Source organism: Deinococcus humi (assembly GCF_014201875.1).
Lineage (GTDB): Bacteria > Deinococcota > Deinococci > Deinococcales > Deinococcaceae > Deinococcus > Deinococcus humi.
In genome coordinates, this window is sequence record NZ_JACHFL010000001.1 from 154719 (window position 1) to 170682 (window position 15964).

The window sequence follows — 15964 nt, forward strand, 5'->3', positions numbered from 1 at the left end:
TTCGGCCCATGTTCGGTGATGCGGCGCGGCGTTACCCTCGGCCCGATGTCCACCCCCACCGAGCCCAGGATGCACGCCGACGAGATTCACACCGATGTTTCGCTGGTACGCCGACTGCTGGCCACGCAGTTTCCCGACTGGGCCGCGTTGCCGGTCCGCCGCGTCCACTCCTTCGGCACGGACAATGCGCTGTACCGACTGGGCGAGGGCCTGCAGGTGCGCCTGCCCCGGATCGGCTGGGCGGTGGGGCAGGTGGAGAAGGAGCTGGAGTGGCTACCGCGACTGGCCCCGCAGCTGCCGTTGCGCGTGCCTCAGCCACTGGTGCTGGGCCAGCCGGAGGGGGACTATCCGTACACCTGGGGCGTGTACCGCTGGCTGCCGGGCACGATGCCGGAGTTGCAAGAGGTGGCGGCGCGGCCCGAACTGGCCCGTCAACTGGCTGAGTTCGTGCTGGCGCTGCGGAGCTGCGGCATGACGAGCGCGCCGCGCGCGGAGCATCCGGCCACCGATCTTCAACAACTGGACCCGCATGTCCGGCACAGCATCGAGAATTCGGCAGAGTGGCTGGACGCCCCCACGCGCGAGCAGATCACCGCCGTCTGGGACGAGGCCATGCGGCTGCCGGGCTGGGAAGCCGCGCCCGTCTGGGTTCATGGCGATCTGCACAGCAGCAACCTGCTCTGGAACGGCGAACGCCTGAGCGCAGTGCTGGATTTCTCGGCGCTGGAACTCAGTGACCCGGCGATTGACCTGATGGCCGCCTGGAACGCCTTCGGGGCACAGGCCAGAGCAACCTACCGCGCCGTTCTGCAACCCGACAATGCCACCTGGCAGCGCGGGCGGGCCAGGGCGCTGGCAAAAGCTCTGTTTGCGTTGCCGTACTACCGGGACACCAATCCGGAAATCATGGAGCGGAGCTGGTCCACCGTGCGGGAAGTGCTGGCAGACGCGCAGGACGATTAGGCCAAGCGGCTGATGCGCCCCTACCCCCCTCTCCCCTACCCTGAATCCACCATGATCAAGCCCTGAAAAGTCCCGAATTCCATAGCCCCCTGAAGGCATTGCACACCTTTGCAATGGCCCTGCGGCGCTATTCTGGGACCAATGACAGAACCCTTCAGCCACCCGCCGCGCGAACCTTGTTCGGGCCCGGCGATGCTGGGCTGTTCTCCCAATTCAGACACCACCTCTGCACCCTCAAAAAGGATGTGACTTCACATAGATAAAGTTCTTGGCAATACTTCGGGACTGCGTCCCGCACAACTGAAAGCCCTGGGCAACCTGTACCGCCGCCGCATTGAGCCGGGGCGGGTGGGTTCTCCCGAATTGGCCCGTACGCTGGCTGAACTGGCCCACGAAATCCGGCGCGAGGTCAGCGTGCTGATCGACCGGCGCGGGCGCGTGCTGAGTGTCTCCGTGGCCGACGCCAAGGCGGCAGAACTTCCGTCGATCCGCGCAGGTGAGAACCGGCTGGCGGGGTACCACCTGCTGCACGCGCACCCCAAGGGCGGGCCGCTGAGCAAGGGTGACCTCTCGGCGCTGTTCCTGAACCGGCTGGACGCGGTTTCGGCCATTGACGCGAAGAACGAGGGGCAACCCGGCCCGGTCTACACCGCGCACCTGACCCCGCCCGGCACCGTGGGCGAGGAAGAGGACTGGCGCATCCTGCCGCCCGTACCGGTGTTCCAGATCGACGACTTTGACCTGGGTGCACAGGTCTCGGCGCTGGAGGAGGAAATTGCCCGCGCCGCCGTGGGGCGTGAATCCAAGAAGGACCGCGAACGCGCGTTGCTGGTGCAGATCGATCAGGGCGAATTCGACGCCGAGGAACGCCTGGAGGAGCTGAGCGAGCTGGCCCGCACCGCCGGGGCCGAGGTGGTCTACAAGGAGCTGATCTACCGCCGCAACCTCAAGGCCGGAACGCTGGTCGGCGCGGGTAAGCTGGAGGAACTGACCAGCAAGGCCTACCATCTGGACGCCGATCTGCTGATCTTCGGGCAGGAGCTGGGCGCGGCGCAGGCCCGCGAGATTGAGGCGGCGACGGGTCTGAAGATCATTGACCGCACGCAATTGATCCTGGACATCTTCGCGCTGCATGCTCAGGGCGTGGAATCACGCCTTCAGGTAGAGCTGGCGCAGCTGCGCTACATGAAGCCCCGGCTGCTGGGCGCGGGAGCGCAACTCTCGCGGATCGGTGGGGGCGGGGGCAGCGCGGCAGGTGGCGCCATCGGCACGCGCGGCCCCGGTGAGACCAAACTGGAGCTGGACCGCCGCCGGATCAACGACCGCCTTAGCTTTCTGGAAAAGCAACTGGAGGGCGGCTCGCTGCGCCGTGAGGAACGCCGCAAGAGCCGCGAGCGCAACGACGTGCCGGTGGTCTCCATCGTGGGCTACACCAACGCAGGCAAGTCCACGCTGCTGAACGCCTTCACGCACGCCGCCGAGGCTCCCAAACGCGTGCTGGCAGCCAACAAGCTGTTCGCCACCCTGCGGCCCACCAGCCGCCAGGGCTTTATCGACGGCATCGGCCCGGTGATCTTCACCGACACCGTGGGCTTTATCCGCGATCTTCCAAAAGATCTGACCCGCGCCTTCCGGGCCACCCTGGAAGAAATCGGCGACGCCGACGTGCTGCTGCATGTGGTGGACGCTGCCAGCCCCGGCGCGGACACTCGCCTGAACGCCGTCAACCGCATTCTGGAAGACCTGGGCTTCGTGGACATGCCCACCGTGGTGGCTCTGAACAAGGCCGACTCGGCCGAGCCGGACGCCCTGGAACGCGAAATCGAGCGCACCGGGGGGGTACCCGTCAGCGCCCTGAAAAGCGCAGGCATTTCCGAACTCAAGGAGGCACTGGCCGACGCAATCGGGCAGGTGCAGCGGCAGGAAATGGCGCAGCGGGAAGAGGCACGGGAGGTGGCGGCTCAGTACCGATAGTCTACCTGCAACGAAAGAAGAGGCGAGGGCAGTTGCCCCGCCTCTTTTTCATGCCGACATCACTTTGGATTGACGCCCTTCTCACCAGGTTGTGACAGGCTCTTTCCCGATGTTCCGCTCCCGCCTCGCCCTGTGCTATCTGCTGTTCGTCACACTGATCTGGGGGCTGGGCGAGTTCGTCGGGGAATGGACGCTGCCGACACTGCTGCTGGCGTACGCTCCTGCCACGCTGTGGCTGCTGCCTGCGCCGTTCGTCGTGCTGTGGACGGCCCTGAGAAGGCGTGGTCTTGCAACCGCCCTGGCCGGGACCCTGCTGGCAGCGTGGGGCGCGGGCTCTCTCCATTGGAGACCACAACACCCCGGGCCGCTGCGGGTGCTGGACTACAACGTCAACAGCGGCTACAAATCCACGCCTGAGCGACTTGCCGCCGTCCTGAAGGGGGCGGACGCGGACGTGATCCTGTTGCAGGAATCCAACTTCCAGCCGCGTGGTTACCCTGCGGCCCTGGCCGCCGCCCTGCCCGGCTACTCTGTGCATTCTGCGGTGGAAGTCATGACCCTCACGCGGCTGCCCGTCCTGACGGCGGAAACGGTGGACCTGCCCGGCAACCAGCGCGAGGTGTTGATGACGCGCCTGCAGTGGCGCGGACAGCCATTGACGGTGGTGAACGCACACCTAGGGACAGTGCAGGTGATGGACGCACTGGCGCAGGATTTTGCTTACCTGAAACTCACCCGTGACCGACGTGAGGCCCAGGCGCAGGTGTTGCAGAGAATCGCCGCCCGGAGCGCAGGCCGGCTGCTGCTGGGCGGTGACCTGAACACGCCGCCGCGTGGGCTGATCTACCGGAAGTTGCAGGCCGCCTTTGGTCCGGACGCTTTCGCGCAGGCCGGACGTGGCCCTGGCTGGACCTTCCCCAGCCTGCGCGTGCGAATAGACCACCAGATGGCGCGTGGACTGACGCCGACACGCGCCACCATTCTGGCAGTGACCGAGAGCGACCACCTGCCGCTGGTGGTGGACTACCGCTAAAGGGGGCGCAGCGCCTGGCCTACTTCGCGGCCAGCTTCAAGATCCGGCCGCTGCCGTACTCGGCCACATAGACCTCCCCTGCCTCGTCCTCGCCGAAGGTGCTGGGATTGCTCACCTTGCCCAACGTCGCCTTGTCCCAGGTGTTGCCCCCAGTCGGTGCGGCCCAGACCGTGCCCGTGGCGAAGTCGGCAAACACGTACTGGCCCTTGAGCGCGGAAATGGCCTTGCCCCGGTAAACGTAGCCGCCCGTGATGCTCTGTCCTTCATTGCGGCCATACACCAGCACTGGCTCCACGAAACCCTTGTCGGCGCAGCCCTTCTCGTAACACACGCGGCCCTCACGCACACGCCAGCCGTAGTTCTCGCCGCCCTTGCTGGCGCGGGGCTGGACATCCACCTCCTCGAAACTGTTCTGGCCCACGTCCGCAATCACCAGCTGTCCCCCGTCCCGGTCAAAGCTGAAGCGCCAGGGGTTACGCAGGCCGTAAGCCCAGACGTTGGGATTGGCCCCCGCACGGTTTACGAAGGGATTGCCTGCGGCGGGTTTGGCAGTGTCACCCGACACGTCGAAACGCAGCAGCTTGCCCAGCGGTGATCCGAGATTCTGCGCGTTGTTCTGCGGATCGCCGCCCGAACCGCCGTCCCCCAGCCCCAGGTAGAGGAAGCCGTCAGGGCCGAAGGCGAGCTGGCCGCCGTTGTGGTTGCTGTACGGCTGCTTGGCCGTGAACAGGGTCTTCGCGCTGCCCGCCTCGGCGCGGCTGAAATCGGCGGTGGCGGTGTAGCGGGCCAGCACCGTGTCGCCGTTCAGATCGGTGTAATGCACGTACAGGCGGCGATTGGTCTTGTAGCCGGGATCGAAGGCCAGCCCGATCAGACCGCGCTCCCCGCCCGCCTGGGTCAGCTTCTGGACATCCAGAAACAGGCTGTCCCGGACCTTCCCGCCCTCGATCACGCGCACCCGTCCATCCTGCTGTGCGGCGTACAGGCGGCCAGAGCCGTCCCCCGCGTGCGTGATGGCCGTCACCTGCTTCAGACCGCTGACAAACGGCTGGAAAGCCACGGCAGGCGCGGCCTGTGCGGAGGCCAGCAGCGCCGCGACGCCCCAGGCCAGCGGAAAACGGAAATTGGATTTCAACATGGACCAGTCTGGCCCGGCCACCACACGTCAGACTGTGACGCCGGGCGCCGGGGCGTAAAGGCCCCTTTAGATCTTTCTTCCCTGCTGGACACCAAGAAGGTGCAGGATCGGTCACATTCCCAACCTGGAGGTACCCTATGACTGGACCGTATGACCGTCCCCCCGCCCCGGCGAGCGAACCCACCGACACCCCCCTGCCCATGCCCGAGCGTATGCCTGGCGAGGGTGGCACCGGCCCGATCAACGATCCGCCAGTCAACCCGGATCTGCCCGGAATGCCGATGCCTGATCCCAGCGAGAATCCGGACACCCCGGGCCTGCCCACCCCCAGTCCCACGCCAATGCCCGCGATGTAAATTCATTACAAGGCGGAGGGTGCATCTCAATCTTGCGGGATGCACCCTTTCCGCTTTTTTTCATATAAAGGACAGCAGTCTCTCCCGTTGGCTTTCAATGCACTCGGGGACGAAAGGAAGATCTTGAACTTAAGAAGAGCCATCGCCTGCCTGACGTCGGGCGATTTACAACGTCTGCCCATGGTCGCGTAGCCAGCGTCGCTGCATCTGCCACTCCGGCATGACGCGCCCGACATGCCCCCAGTAACGCGGGGAATGGTTCATTTCCAGAAGGTGCGCGGCTTCGTGTAAAGCGACATAACGCAGCGTTTCCAGCGGTGCGCGGGACAGCTTCCAGTGCAGACGGATGTCGCCCCGACTGCTACAACTGCCCCAGCGAGTTGCTGTGCTACTGACCCGTATCTTGCCCAGACGGTCAGTTGCGCCCAGAATCCCGGCATACTCCTCGACCAGAACGGTGTAGGGGCCGAGGCAGGCCGCCCGCGTCCACACTTCCAGGGACCGCTCGGCATCATCTGCGGGCAGGTAGAGTTCATTTCCCACGCGCAGCGGTGTTTTTCGTGCGGGGTCAAATCGGAGCGTGAGCGTCTCGCCCAGAAAGGGCAGTTCAGCACCATCGGTGTGGGCCTGCGCAGCCACTGGGCGGGCGGCGTACTGCGCCAGATGGTGTTCCACCCACGCCTGACGGCGCTGCAAGATGCTCTGCAGTTGTGGCAGCGGCACGCGCTGCGGGGCGTAAATCGTGACCGCGCCGGGCCTGACCTGCAGGGCTACCGTGCGCCGCCGGGCGCTGCGTTTGACGGTCACTGGAATGCCGGAGATCAACCACTGCGCTGCCATTGACTCCAGAAAAGCGTATCCGGGCGGGCGGCGGAGCAACACGGTTCACGTTCTGGCACAAAAAACGGTGGGCACGAGTTCAAGTCTCGCGCCCACCTCCTGCTCCTGCCGTTACAACTGGTTGTAATTCTGGTTGAAAGTGTCGCACTTATTTGGATCGCCGGTCTGGAAGCCGGTGGTAAACCACTTGATCCGCTGCTGGCTGCTGCCGTGCGTGAAGGAGTCGGGCACCACGCGGCCCGCAGCCTGTCGCTGCAAGTTATCGTCGCCGATGGCCTGCGCGGTGCGGATGGCCTCCTGGACATCGGCCTGCGTAATTTTGGCCTGATCGCCCACGCGGTTGCCCCACACGCCGGCAAAGCAGTCGGCCTGCAGTTCCAGGCGCACGCTGGCCTGGTTGGCCTGGGCCTCGCTCCGGGCGGAACGTTGCTCGCGCTCTACCTGATCGGCGATGCCCAGTTCGTTCTGGACGTGATGACCGATCTCGTGGGCGATTACGTAGGAATACGCGAAGTCGCCCCCGCCTCCCAATCGGCGCTGCATGGTGTCGAAAAAGGCGGTGTCGATATAGACCTTATTGTCCAGCGGGCAGTAGAACGGTCCCACAGCGCTGTTGGCCACGCCGCAGCCGCCCTGGGTGCCACGTGAGTACAGCACCAGATTGGCAGGCGTATAGGTCCGGCCCGCTTGCTGGAAGATGTTGCTCCAGACGCCGTTGGTACTCTGCAGGATCTTCTTGACGAATTGATAGTCCTCATCGGTGGCCTCGCCGCTCGGGGACTGTTGCTGATCCTGAGTCTGCGTTTGAGTCTGGGTCTGCGTCTGGCCGCCGTCACCACCCAGAATCGCGCCGGGATCGATGCCAAAGAACATAGCGATCAGGGCGATGATCAGCCCGCCGACGCCGCCCACGGCGATCCCACCGCCGGGAAGGCCACCGCCCCGACGATCCTCAATGCCGCCGCCCCCACCGGGAAGATTTTTCCAGTCCATAGTCGTGTCTCCTTGAGGAACAGGGGCACAGGTGCTGCGGCCCCGATAGTTGTTATGCAGCGCATTGTAGGCTGCAAGCTCCGCGCGCGGGCTGACCCGTTCTTTAGGCAGTGGGTGCTGGCATGGCCCTCAGCGTTCCGGCATCCGCCCCCGCCACGACAGCCAAGACAGGATGATCAACACCACCGGAGAGGCAATCAGGATGCCGTTGCTCAGGTTCTGCGAGATCTGAGACTTAATCGAGAACCAGGTCTGTGTATCAGATGAAGGCAGAAGCGCCCCCAGCAGAGTGTCTACCCCCACGCCGACGGCGATCAGCAGCAACGTGGCAGCCATGCCCAGACCCAGGCTGATCCACACCGGCTCCTGACCCACCCACCGCAGCAGTCGTGTCAGGGCCAGTACCACCCCAGCCAGCAGGCCCACGGCGAGGTACACCGCGCCGAAACTGCGCTCCAGACTGTTGCTCGCAAATACAATGCTGCCCACCACAGCGAGCAGCGCCACAGAGGCCAGCACTGCCACTCCGCGCGCCCAGCCCAGCGGCAGGGCCGTCACCAGCAGCACACCTGCTGATACGCCCGCCCCCAGCAGGAGCCCCAGGATTGCCATGGCACAGTGAACCATGCAAAAGTCACGAAACGTGACGAAAGTGCGGAACGGGTCTAACGCCCTGTTCCCAGCGTGACATCCAAAAGGCCGTCCCAAGCCTGAGACGGCCTTTCTGTGCATTGCGGCTTAGCCAGGGATGCGGATCTGTTGCCCCACCGTGATCAGATCAGGGTTGCTGATGTTGTTGTAGTGGGCGATCTTCTTGTACTCGGTCACGTTGCCGTAGTACTTCTGGGCAATCGCACCCAGGGTATCGCCGGGCTTGACGATGTACACGGTGTCACCAGTCCCGGTGTCCTTCTCCTGGCTCAGTTGCTTGACTCCAGCGGCCACGCGCAGGCCGCTGATGTCCACTCCCGACACGCCGGCGACCTCGCGGGCCAGTTTCTCGGCCAGGCGCTGCTCGTGATCGCTGTCCACCACGCCGCGCAGGATCACGCTCTTGCCACTCTGCAACACGTCGATGGGGTCGTCCTTCAACTCGCCGTTGTTGCGGATGGCCTGGTGAACGGCCTTGGCAATCTTGCTGCGCTCCTCCATCTCCTTGACTTCGGCCTCGAACTCAGGTGCGGTTGGCGCAGGTCTGGCGCTGGAACTGGCCGGAATCTCGGTGCTGGAGTCAACCGGGTCGGAGGTGAACGAGTTGTCCGAGGCGCTGGGTCCGGCGTCCTGAGGTGTTGGCTGCGCCTGCTGAGGGGCTTCCTGGGCGATCAGTCCGCTCGTGTCCACGCTCTTGACGCCGTTGATGCCCTCGGCCACCACCTTGACCAGATTGTTGTAGCGGTCATTGGGGACCATCCCGGTCACGGTGACGTTGCCGCCCTTCTCCTGGACCTGCAGCCCTAGGTCCTTGAGGCGGGGCTGCTCGTTCAGGGCGTCCTTGACTCTGTCTGCTGTGCTCTTTCCAAATGGCCACATGGTTTGATCGTAGTACGCCGCACTGGAAAGTCGTGAAAAATAGCACGTTCGTAAAGATTTGCTCAGGGTCACAGGGCGATCCGCGTTTCAGCCTTCGCCCCAGCCCTGGCGCAGCACTCAGCCGTCGCTGGGAGTACGTTTCTTGGGCTTGCTGGCGGCGAACTTGGCAAGCCTGGCAACCAGCACGGGCGGCGTCCCCGTCAACAGGTCACGCGAGACCGGGCGGCGCCTTGCGAAATCATCCACCCGGTCAAACAGAGCACTGAAGACATCATCGGGCATGTCCAGCGCCGGGGTCAGGCGCACAGTGCGCTTGCTGCTCAGGCTCAGGTTGGCCATCACGCCGGACTGGTGCAGTTCACGCAGGGCCAGCAGGGCGGTGGCCTCGAACACCAGTTCCTTGAGGACGCCGGGCAGCGGGACGCCCAGCATCGGTTGAAATTGCATGGCCAGCAGCAGGCCCTGGCCGCGCACGTCCTCGAACAGGCGGGGATGGTTGCGCTGGGCGGCGCGCAACCGCTCCAGCCCAAGGCGGCCCAGTTCCAGACTGCGGGCGGGCAGATCGTTCTCGATCAGGTATTCCAGCGACTTGAGGCCCACCGCCATCGCCAGTGCGCCGCCGCCGAAGGTGTTGCTGTGGCGCTTGCTGCTCAGGCCACCCAGCATCTTCTTGTAGATGTCGTGGCGGGCAATCGTCGCTCCCACCGCCGTCATGCCGCCGCCCAGCGGCTTGGCGAGCGTGATGATGTCAGGATCCAGCCCCTGCGCCGACGACTCGAACCAATGGCCGGTGCGCCCCAGGCCAGTCTGGATCTCGTCGGCAATCACTACGATGCCGTGCCTCCGGCAGTACTCGCCCAGCCCGCTCAGGAAGCCCGGGGGGGGAATGTTGACGCCGCCCTCGCCCTGAATAGGCTCCACGATGACGCAGGTGATCTTGTCCGGCCCGACGCGCCGGATCAGCGCCTTGAGGGCGTCCAGATCGCCGTAGGGCACGGTCAGCGCTCCCGGCACCAGCGGGCGGAAGATGTCCTGATATTCCGGGTTGGGGGTCAGGCTCAGGCTGCCCAGCGTCTTGCCGTGGTAGCCGCTGCCAAATGAGATCTGGAATTTGGAGGCGGGCCGGAAGGCCTTGGCGAACTTCAGCGCTCCTTCGACGGCTTCGGTGCCGCTGGAACAGAAGAAAACCTGGGAATCGGCGTGGCTGGGCAGTTCGCGGGCCAGCAGGCGCACGAGATTGGCCTCCAGCGCCGCGCGCCAGGGGGCGCTGGACTGCTGCGGCAGGCCCATGGAGCGGTTCTGATCGAGAAACTGACGCAGAAACCCGGTCAGGACGGGCGGCATCTCGCCGAACGGCGTGGCGGCGTACCCGCTGGCGTTGATGCGGCGCACGCCGTTCTCGTCTTGCAGTTCCCAGGGGGTCACGCGCGAGAACGGCCCGGCCACACCCAGCAACTCCAGGCCGTATAGCAGTTCGGCGTTGCCGTATTTCAGTTCCAGGCGGCGGACTTCCGGGGCGCTCAGGCGATCATGCAGGACCTCATCGGCGGAAATGAAACCGGAGGGCAGTTTTGAGAGTGGTGCAGACATGGGGGTCAGTGTAGGGGAAGGGATGAGGTCCGCAAAAAAGCCGTGTCTGCTGCCCGGTTATTCCCTCTCGCGCAGCAGAGCCGGAACCCCACCCGGATAGGCCGAGGCGTCAAGGCCATCGGCCCGCAGGTACTTGGCCGCCAGCCCGGAGCGCACCCCGCGCTCGCAAATCACGAGCAGTGGCCCTGCTTGGGGGGTCAGACCGTGCGCACCGTCCTCGATCTGGTCCAGAGCGACGGCAACAACCGGCAACGTGGTCAGCAGTTCAAGGGGCTGGGCAAGGCGCAGTTCAGGGGGGCGCAGGTCGACGACGGTCACGCCTTCGGGCAGGGGCATGGGCGCAGGATAGGCCACGGCCACCGGACAGGCGGCACATTCCGCCCGTAGGACTCGGTTATGCTGCTCGTATGGAAGAAGTGACCCCGCAGGAAGGACAGAAGCGCGTGGAGCAGGGCGCGATGCTCGTGGACGTGCGCGAGCAAAACGAGTACGACGAGATCCACGCCCAGGACGCCACGCTGCTGCCCCTGAGCGAACTGGAAAGCCGTTTCTCGGAACTGCCCAGGGACAGGGAACTGGTGATGATCTGCCGCAGCGGCGCACGTAGCGCCCGCGCGGGCGAGTATCTGATGCAGAACGGCTACGACCGGGTGGTCAATCTGGGCGGCGGCACGCTGGCCTGGGCTGAAGCGGGACTGCCCACCGAAAGCGCTGCTTCTAAAGGAGACGTGAACTGATGGCCCCTGAATCGATGGACGGCGAACAGAACGTGCAGGCTTCCACCACCCCGGCGGGCGCCCTGCCCAGCGAGGAGCAGGTCCGCGAGGCCCTGAAGATCGTCAAAGACCCTGAAATTCCGGTCAATGTGGTGGATCTGGGCCTGATCTACGGCGTGGACGTGCAGGAAGGCGGTTTGGTGGACATCACCATGACCCTGACCAGCGTGGGCTGCCCGGTCCAGGACCTGATCCGCGCCGACGCCGAGATGGCGGTGGGCCGTCTGGACGGCGTGACCGACGTGAACGTGGAATTCGTGTGGACACCGCCGTGGGGACCGGACAAGATGACGGAAGACGGCAAGCGCCAGATGCGGATGTTCGGCTTCAACGTCTGACCCCCAGACCCCAGCAAACAGCGACAAGAAGAGGCGGCCTCCATCAGGAGGCCGCCTCTTCTTTGGTGCTGAGGTTTAGTCGCTGTTGCGGGCGATGCCCAGGATGTTCAGAAACTGCACCAGCGCCATCGCGAACCCGGCCACGTAGGTCAGGGCGGCGGCGGTCAGCACGTTCTTCGCGCCGCTCTTGCCTTCCACCGTGCCGTTCAGACCCCGGCTGTCCAGGTAAACGAGCGCGCGGCGGCTGGCATCGAATTCGACGGGCAGCGTCACGACATGAAACAGCAGGGCCGCGCCGAACAAGATCACGCCCAGCCACAACAGGCCGGACAGTTGCAGGAAGATCCCTGCCAGCAGGAGCCACGGGGCCAGATTCATGCCCAGGCTCAGCGGCACGGCCATCTTCCCGCGCAGGACCAGCGCGGGCATATGAACCTTGTCCTGCATGGCGTGCCCAACCTCGTGGGCGGCCACCGCCATCGCGCCGACGCTGGCCACGCCGTAGACACTCTCGCTCAGATTGACGGTTTTCTTGGTGGGATCGTAGTGGTCGGTCAGGTTACCGCGCACGGCCTGCACCGGGACATCATGAAGCCCGTTGTCGTCCAGCATCATGCGGGCCACCTGCGCGCCAGTCAGGCCACGGGCGTTGCGGACCTGTCCCCACTTCCGGTAGGTGCGGCTCAGGTAACCCTGGATGAGCATGGAAGCCACGAACACGAGAATGATCGGAATGGTGTAGGGGCCAAGAAACATAGGGGAACTTCCTCCGGGAAGTGGGGCGCGGCCCTGAAACGGGTCCGGCCAGTGGTCAGGGAACAGACACAGCGCAAAGTCCCGTCAGCGTAGACCTTTCGCTCCCTATATCTTAGCGTCCTACACTCAAGTCTTATGAGAGCTAGCAGGAAGTAGATTTACCCTGGCTCCACTTTTTTTCGCTCCCAGGGCCCCCTAAACAGTGACCAGCGGCTGGGCCATCACGCTGAACTTCAGGGCGGTGCGTTCCTCGCTGTGCACATCCAGTTTGACGAATTCCGGCTGGGCGCACAGGTCCAGACCGTCGTTCACGAGATAGCCGCGCGCAATCGCCAGCGCCTTGACCGTCTGGTTGACGGCGGCGGGGCCGATGGCCTGAATTTCCACGCCTCCCTGGGACCGTAGCAGGGCGGCAATGGCCCCGGCGATGGCATTGGGACGGGAAGTGGCAGACACGCGCAGGGTTTCCAAGATCGGGGTTCCTCCAGGAACTGAGTCGCCCCGAGTCTAGGGGACGGCCTGCTGTGGGGCAATTCCCCCAGCGGGTGCGGCCTCCGCCTTTGGACGGACGCTGGAGTGCAGGCGGGCCGATAACGTAGGCGGCAGTCACCGACAGGAGGTTCAATCCGTGGAAGATGTCCTGGTCCCCATTTTTTTCTTTGGCAGCCTGTTTGCCTTTCCCCTGCTGCGCCGCCAGATGATCCACCGGCACCGGCTGGAACTTTTGCAGCAGGCGCCCGCCGCGCCTGCTGCGCCGCCCACCCCCACGGACAGCGCCGCCGAACTGGCCCTGGGGTTGCCCGAACCGCACCGCCTGTACGCCCTGGCCCTGCTCTGCCGCCTGCAGGACGCGCTGGACAGCGGGTCTCTGGACGCCCACAGCACCTTCGTGCTCCGGCAGGCCCGCACCGAATATCTTCCCGCCACCCTGCGCGCCTACCAGAACCTGACCCCCGCCGCCCACGCTCGCCTGAATGCGCGGGGCCAGAGTGCCGAGGATCTGCTGCGTGAACAGCTGGAACAGATCAGCGGCGGCGTCGCTGAGGCACTGGGTCAGAACCACAGTTCCGCAGACCGGCTGCTGACGCAGGGAAATTTTCTGGCAGAACGCTTCGAGACAAGTGCCGAACGGGTGCGGGCCTAAACCTGCTCGGGCAACTCCTCTACCCGCACGCCCAGCAGGTGCGCCAGATCGAGCAGCTGAACGGCCTCAACGGTCACGCCGGCCAGTTCCCGCAGGCCCAGCCGGACACCGGCCAAAGCGGAGCCGCGAAAGTCGGTGCCCTCCAGTTGCGCGCCACGGAACTCGGTCTTGCCGAGGGTGCAATCCCTGAACACCGCGCCGGGTAATTTAGCGTCCATGAAGACGGCCTCGGTCAGGTCACAGTGCTCCAGCCACAGGTGTTTCGATTCGACTTCCGGCCACAGGGAAAGCGGGGCCAGTGCGCGGGTCAGGCGGACGTGGCGCAGCGCGGCACCTGGCAGTTGCAGCCCCGTCAGACGGCAGTCGCTGAGCTGAACGCGTTCCAGCGCCGCTTCGGTCCATCTCGCGCCGCTCAGGTCACAGCCCTCGAACCGCACGTCTTTCAGGCGAATCAGGTTCCAGGCCACGCCGCCCAGGTTGACTTCGCGGAACACGCAGCCCTCAAAGGACACGGTCTGCAGCGCCCCCGCCTCCAGCGAACCGCCCTCCATGACGCCGCCCCGGTAAACCGACTCATCCTCCAGCTCAGCGGGCACCAGGGTCCGCAGCCCACCGCGCGGGAACTTCGGCGGGCTGGGCATTCTGGTTTTCAGAGGCTGCCGGGTCACAGCTTCAGATTCTAGAGGGTCAGGATTTCATGGCCCTTGGGCGTGACCGCCAGCGTGTGTTCGAACTGCGCGCTGGGCTTCTTGTCGGCGGTGATGACAGTCCAGCCGTCGCCCAGCAGGCGGGTTTCGGGGCCGCCCAGATTGATCATCGGCTCGATGGTAAAGACCATGCCGGGCTGGAGTTTCAGGCCGGTGTAGCGCGCCCCATGGTGGTAGATGGTGGGCTCCTCGTGCAGCCGCTTGCCAATGCCGTGGCCGGTGTACTCGCGCACCACGCCGTAGCCCCGGCCCTCCGCGAGCGACTGGATCGCGTGGCCAATGTCGCCGGTTCGGGCGTTCGGGCGCACCACGCCCAGGCCAGCGGTCAGCGCCTCACGGGTGGTGTCCACCAGGGCCTGAATCTCGGGGGCGACGTTGCCCACCGTGTAGGTGTAGCAGGCGTCGCCGTACACCCCGTTCATCAGCACGCCGATATCCACACCGATAATGTCGCCTTCAATCAGCACACGCCCGTCTGGGATGCCGTGGCAGATCACCTCGTTGACGCTGGCGCAGATGGTGGCTGGAAAGGGATTGTTGCGCGGGCCATACCCCAGGTAGGCGGGGGTGGCCCCGGCCTTGCGGATGTGTTCCTCGGCAATTCGGTCCAGTTCGGCCAGGGTCACGCCGGGCTTGACGAAGGGATCGAGGATGCGGAAAGTTTCGGCGACCAGCGCCCCCGCACGGCGCATGGCCTCGATCTCATGGGCGGATTTCAGGGAAACGCGGCTCATAACGTATGAGGCTAGCACGCCTGTCAGCAGGCCTCTGGAACCGCATTCGGCTTGTCAGAAGTGGGCGATGGGCAGCCGGGAGCCACCCGCTGAGCGCTGCCCTGCCCCCTTCACCTCGTGTCCCTGAGCCCCCAGAAGCCATCTCGCCTAAACTACGCCCATGAGGCAACAGCCGTGAAAGTCGTGATCAGCGTGGATATGGAGGGCGTGTGCGGCGTGGCGTCGTGGGTGCAGGTCAGCCCGCCGGAATTCGGGGGGCTCGTTAACGGCACGGAATACCAGACAGCCCGCGAGCGCATGACGCTGGAAGCCGCCGCCGCCGCCGAGGGCGCGATCATGGGCGGCGCGACGGACGTGCTGATCAACGACAGCCACGACACCATGCGGAATCTGATCCCCGAACTGCTGCCCCAGCAGGTGCGCTTCACCAGCGGCAACGACAAGCCGCTGAGCATGGTGCAGGGCGTGCAGGAGGACGGCGTGGGCGCGCTGCTGTTCGTGGGCTACCATGCCCGCGCCGGCAGTCCGCGCGGCCCGCTGGCGCACACCTGGAACGGTTTTATCCGCAACGTGCGGGTGGGCGGCATCGACACGGGTGAGTACGGTCTCAACGCGCTGCTGGCCGGACATTACGACGTGCCGGTGGTCTTTGCCTGCGGCGACGACGTGGCGATGGGCGAGATCCGCGCCGAGCTGGGCGAGGGGGTGGTGACGGTGGCGGTCAAGGAAGGCCTGAGCACCTACGCCGCCATTCACCTGCATCCCGCCGAGGCGCAAAAACGCATCCGCGAGGGCGCCGAACAGGCTGTCCGCGCGGCCAAGAAAGCCCAGCCCTACACCACCCGCTGGCCCGCGCCGTGCCAGCTGTCCTTTGACCACCAGGCCCGCGCCGACGCCTGCGCCCGCGTTCCCGACATCACGCGGGTGGACGCCGTGACCGTGGGCTGGAGCAGCGAGAACGCGTATCACCTGTTCCAGACTTTCCGCATGCTGGCAACTGTGGCTGGTGTGCGGCTGAACGGGTAGGGACAGACCGTGGGCCACCGTGAGAACGCCATGCCCATCCTCCTCACTTCCGCCCGCTACCCTGCG

At 65.3% G+C, this 15964-nt stretch carries 19 protein-coding genes; 8 read left to right on the plus strand and 11 right to left on the minus strand.

The window, feature by feature from the left end:
* Positions 1-45: 45 nt before the first annotated feature.
* The 3 genes from HNQ08_RS00765 (at position 46) to HNQ08_RS00775 (ending at position 3970) form a co-directional block, all read left to right on the plus strand.
* The gene (locus tag HNQ08_RS00765) at positions 46-963 is read left to right on the plus strand and encodes an aminoglycoside phosphotransferase family protein (protein ID WP_184127098.1); all 918 of its coding nucleotides are present in this window, start codon (positions 46-48) and stop codon (positions 961-963) included.
* A gap of 255 nt (positions 964-1218) precedes the next feature.
* Complete coding sequence (gene hflX / locus HNQ08_RS00770; protein ID WP_184127710.1) at positions 1219-2937, plus strand: GTPase HflX; 1719 nt, start codon at positions 1219-1221, stop codon at positions 2935-2937.
* A gap of 109 nt (positions 2938-3046) precedes the next feature.
* Positions 3047-3970, plus strand: coding sequence for an endonuclease/exonuclease/phosphatase family protein (locus HNQ08_RS00775; protein ID WP_184127100.1), 924 nt, complete (start codon positions 3047-3049; stop codon positions 3968-3970).
* Between the two features lie 19 nt (positions 3971-3989).
* Here the strand turns inward: HNQ08_RS00775 and HNQ08_RS00780 are convergent, their stop codons facing one another.
* On the minus strand, positions 3990-5108 hold the full coding sequence (locus HNQ08_RS00780) for a PQQ-dependent sugar dehydrogenase (protein WP_184127102.1): 1119 nt from the start codon (positions 5106-5108) through the stop codon (positions 3990-3992).
* 137 nt (positions 5109-5245) lie between these two features.
* Here HNQ08_RS00780 and HNQ08_RS00785 point away from each other — a divergent pair, with 137 nt between their 5' ends.
* Positions 5246-5464 carry a hypothetical protein gene (locus tag HNQ08_RS00785; protein WP_184127103.1) on the plus strand — a complete coding sequence of 73 codons (219 nt, stop codon included), beginning with the start codon at positions 5246-5248 and terminating at the stop codon, positions 5462-5464.
* A 165-nt stretch (positions 5465-5629) separates the two neighbouring features.
* Here the strand turns inward: HNQ08_RS00785 and HNQ08_RS00790 are convergent, their stop codons facing one another.
* From HNQ08_RS00790 to HNQ08_RS00815, 6 genes are all read right to left on the minus strand, one after another.
* A complete protein-coding gene (locus HNQ08_RS00790; RefSeq protein ID WP_229789534.1) occupies positions 5630-6346 on the minus strand; it encodes a YgjP-like metallopeptidase domain-containing protein in 717 nt (238 codons plus the stop codon).
* Positions 6347-6415: 69 nt separating this feature from the next.
* Positions 6416-7297, minus strand: coding sequence for a KPN_02809 family neutral zinc metallopeptidase (gene ypfJ / locus HNQ08_RS00795; RefSeq protein ID WP_184127105.1), 882 nt, complete (start codon positions 7295-7297; stop codon positions 6416-6418).
* A 129-nt stretch (positions 7298-7426) separates the two neighbouring features.
* Positions 7427-7909, minus strand: coding sequence for a hypothetical protein (locus HNQ08_RS00800; protein WP_184127107.1), 483 nt, complete (start codon positions 7907-7909; stop codon positions 7427-7429).
* Between the two features lie 126 nt (positions 7910-8035).
* On the minus strand, positions 8036-8827 hold the full coding sequence (locus tag HNQ08_RS00805) for a LysM peptidoglycan-binding domain-containing protein (protein WP_184127108.1): 792 nt from the start codon (positions 8825-8827) through the stop codon (positions 8036-8038).
* A gap of 117 nt (positions 8828-8944) precedes the next feature.
* Positions 8945-10417: an aspartate aminotransferase family protein gene (locus tag HNQ08_RS00810; protein ID WP_184127110.1), complete on the minus strand. Its 1473-nt coding sequence runs from the start codon at positions 10415-10417 to the stop codon at positions 8945-8947.
* Positions 10418-10474: 57 nt separating this feature from the next.
* Positions 10475-10753: a rhodanese-like domain-containing protein gene (locus HNQ08_RS00815; RefSeq protein ID WP_184127112.1), complete on the minus strand. Its 279-nt coding sequence runs from the start codon at positions 10751-10753 to the stop codon at positions 10475-10477.
* Between the two features lie 71 nt (positions 10754-10824).
* Between HNQ08_RS00815 and HNQ08_RS00820 the strand changes: the two genes are divergently transcribed.
* The gene (locus tag HNQ08_RS00820; RefSeq protein WP_184127114.1) at positions 10825-11154 is read left to right on the plus strand and encodes a rhodanese-like domain-containing protein; all 330 of its coding nucleotides are present in this window, start codon (positions 10825-10827) and stop codon (positions 11152-11154) included.
* Positions 11155-11168: 14 nt separating this feature from the next.
* Positions 11169-11531, plus strand: coding sequence for a metal-sulfur cluster assembly factor (locus HNQ08_RS00825; protein WP_184127712.1), 363 nt, complete (start codon positions 11169-11171; stop codon positions 11529-11531).
* Between the two features lie 75 nt (positions 11532-11606).
* Here HNQ08_RS00825 and HNQ08_RS00830 read toward each other — a convergent pair whose 3' ends face one another.
* Both HNQ08_RS00830 and HNQ08_RS00835 read right to left on the minus strand, forming a co-directional pair.
* On the minus strand, positions 11607-12287 hold the full coding sequence (locus HNQ08_RS00830; RefSeq protein WP_184127115.1) for a zinc metallopeptidase: 681 nt from the start codon (positions 12285-12287) through the stop codon (positions 11607-11609).
* Positions 12288-12482: 195 nt separating this feature from the next.
* Entirely contained in the window at positions 12483-12758 is a 276-nt protein-coding gene (locus tag HNQ08_RS00835; RefSeq protein ID WP_184127117.1) for a stage V sporulation protein S, read from the minus strand.
* 157 nt (positions 12759-12915) lie between these two features.
* Here HNQ08_RS00835 and HNQ08_RS00840 point away from each other — a divergent pair, with 157 nt between their 5' ends.
* A complete protein-coding gene (locus tag HNQ08_RS00840; protein WP_184127119.1) occupies positions 12916-13431 on the plus strand; it encodes a hypothetical protein in 516 nt (171 codons plus the stop codon).
* Here HNQ08_RS00840 and HNQ08_RS00845 read toward each other — a convergent pair.
* The gene (locus HNQ08_RS00845; protein ID WP_184127121.1) at positions 13428-14099 is read right to left on the minus strand and encodes a pentapeptide repeat-containing protein; all 672 of its coding nucleotides are present in this window, start codon (positions 14097-14099) and stop codon (positions 13428-13430) included. The genes HNQ08_RS00840 and HNQ08_RS00845 overlap by 4 nt on opposite strands.
* Before the next feature lie 11 nt (positions 14100-14110).
* Positions 14111-14872, minus strand: a complete 762-nt coding sequence (gene map / locus HNQ08_RS00850; protein ID WP_184127123.1) for a type I methionyl aminopeptidase — start codon at positions 14870-14872, stop codon at positions 14111-14113.
* A 174-nt stretch (positions 14873-15046) separates the two neighbouring features.
* Between map and HNQ08_RS00855 the strand changes: the two genes are divergently transcribed.
* Positions 15047-15898 carry a M55 family metallopeptidase gene (locus HNQ08_RS00855; RefSeq protein WP_184127125.1) on the plus strand — a complete coding sequence of 284 codons (852 nt, stop codon included), beginning with the start codon at positions 15047-15049 and terminating at the stop codon, positions 15896-15898.
* The last annotated feature ends 66 nt before the right edge of the window (positions 15899-15964 follow it).

What these genes read in the sequence shown, in the direction of transcription:
- HNQ08_RS00825 (WP_184127712.1), top strand. Translation starts at nt 11,169, where the DNA reads ATGGACGGCGAACAGAACGTGCAGGCTTCCACCACCCCGGCGGGCGCC.
- HNQ08_RS00815 (WP_184127112.1), bottom strand. Translation starts at nt 10,753, where the DNA reads ATGCCCCTGCCCGAAGGCGTGACCGTCGTCGACCTGCGCCCCCCTGAA.
- map (WP_184127123.1), bottom strand. Translation starts at nt 14,872, where the DNA reads ATGAGCCGCGTTTCCCTGAAATCCGCCCATGAGATCGAGGCCATGCGC.
- HNQ08_RS00785 (WP_184127103.1), top strand. Translation starts at nt 5,246, where the DNA reads ATGACTGGACCGTATGACCGTCCCCCCGCCCCGGCGAGCGAACCCACC.
- HNQ08_RS00820 (WP_184127114.1), top strand. Translation starts at nt 10,825, where the DNA reads ATGGAAGAAGTGACCCCGCAGGAAGGACAGAAGCGCGTGGAGCAGGGC.
- ypfJ (WP_184127105.1), bottom strand. Translation starts at nt 7,297, where the DNA reads ATGGACTGGAAAAATCTTCCCGGTGGGGGCGGCGGCATTGAGGATCGT.
- HNQ08_RS00775 (WP_184127100.1), top strand. Translation starts at nt 3,047, where the DNA reads ATGTTCCGCTCCCGCCTCGCCCTGTGCTATCTGCTGTTCGTCACACTG.
- HNQ08_RS00830 (WP_184127115.1), bottom strand. Translation starts at nt 12,287, where the DNA reads ATGTTTCTTGGCCCCTACACCATTCCGATCATTCTCGTGTTCGTGGCT.
- HNQ08_RS00810 (WP_184127110.1), bottom strand. Translation starts at nt 10,417, where the DNA reads ATGTCTGCACCACTCTCAAAACTGCCCTCCGGTTTCATTTCCGCCGAT.
- HNQ08_RS00765 (WP_184127098.1), top strand. Translation starts at nt 46, where the DNA reads ATGTCCACCCCCACCGAGCCCAGGATGCACGCCGACGAGATTCACACC.
- HNQ08_RS00780 (WP_184127102.1), bottom strand. Translation starts at nt 5,108, where the DNA reads ATGTTGAAATCCAATTTCCGTTTTCCGCTGGCCTGGGGCGTCGCGGCG.
- HNQ08_RS00805 (WP_184127108.1), bottom strand. Translation starts at nt 8,827, where the DNA reads ATGTGGCCATTTGGAAAGAGCACAGCAGACAGAGTCAAGGACGCCCTG.
- HNQ08_RS00800 (WP_184127107.1), bottom strand. Translation starts at nt 7,909, where the DNA reads ATGGCAATCCTGGGGCTCCTGCTGGGGGCGGGCGTATCAGCAGGTGTG.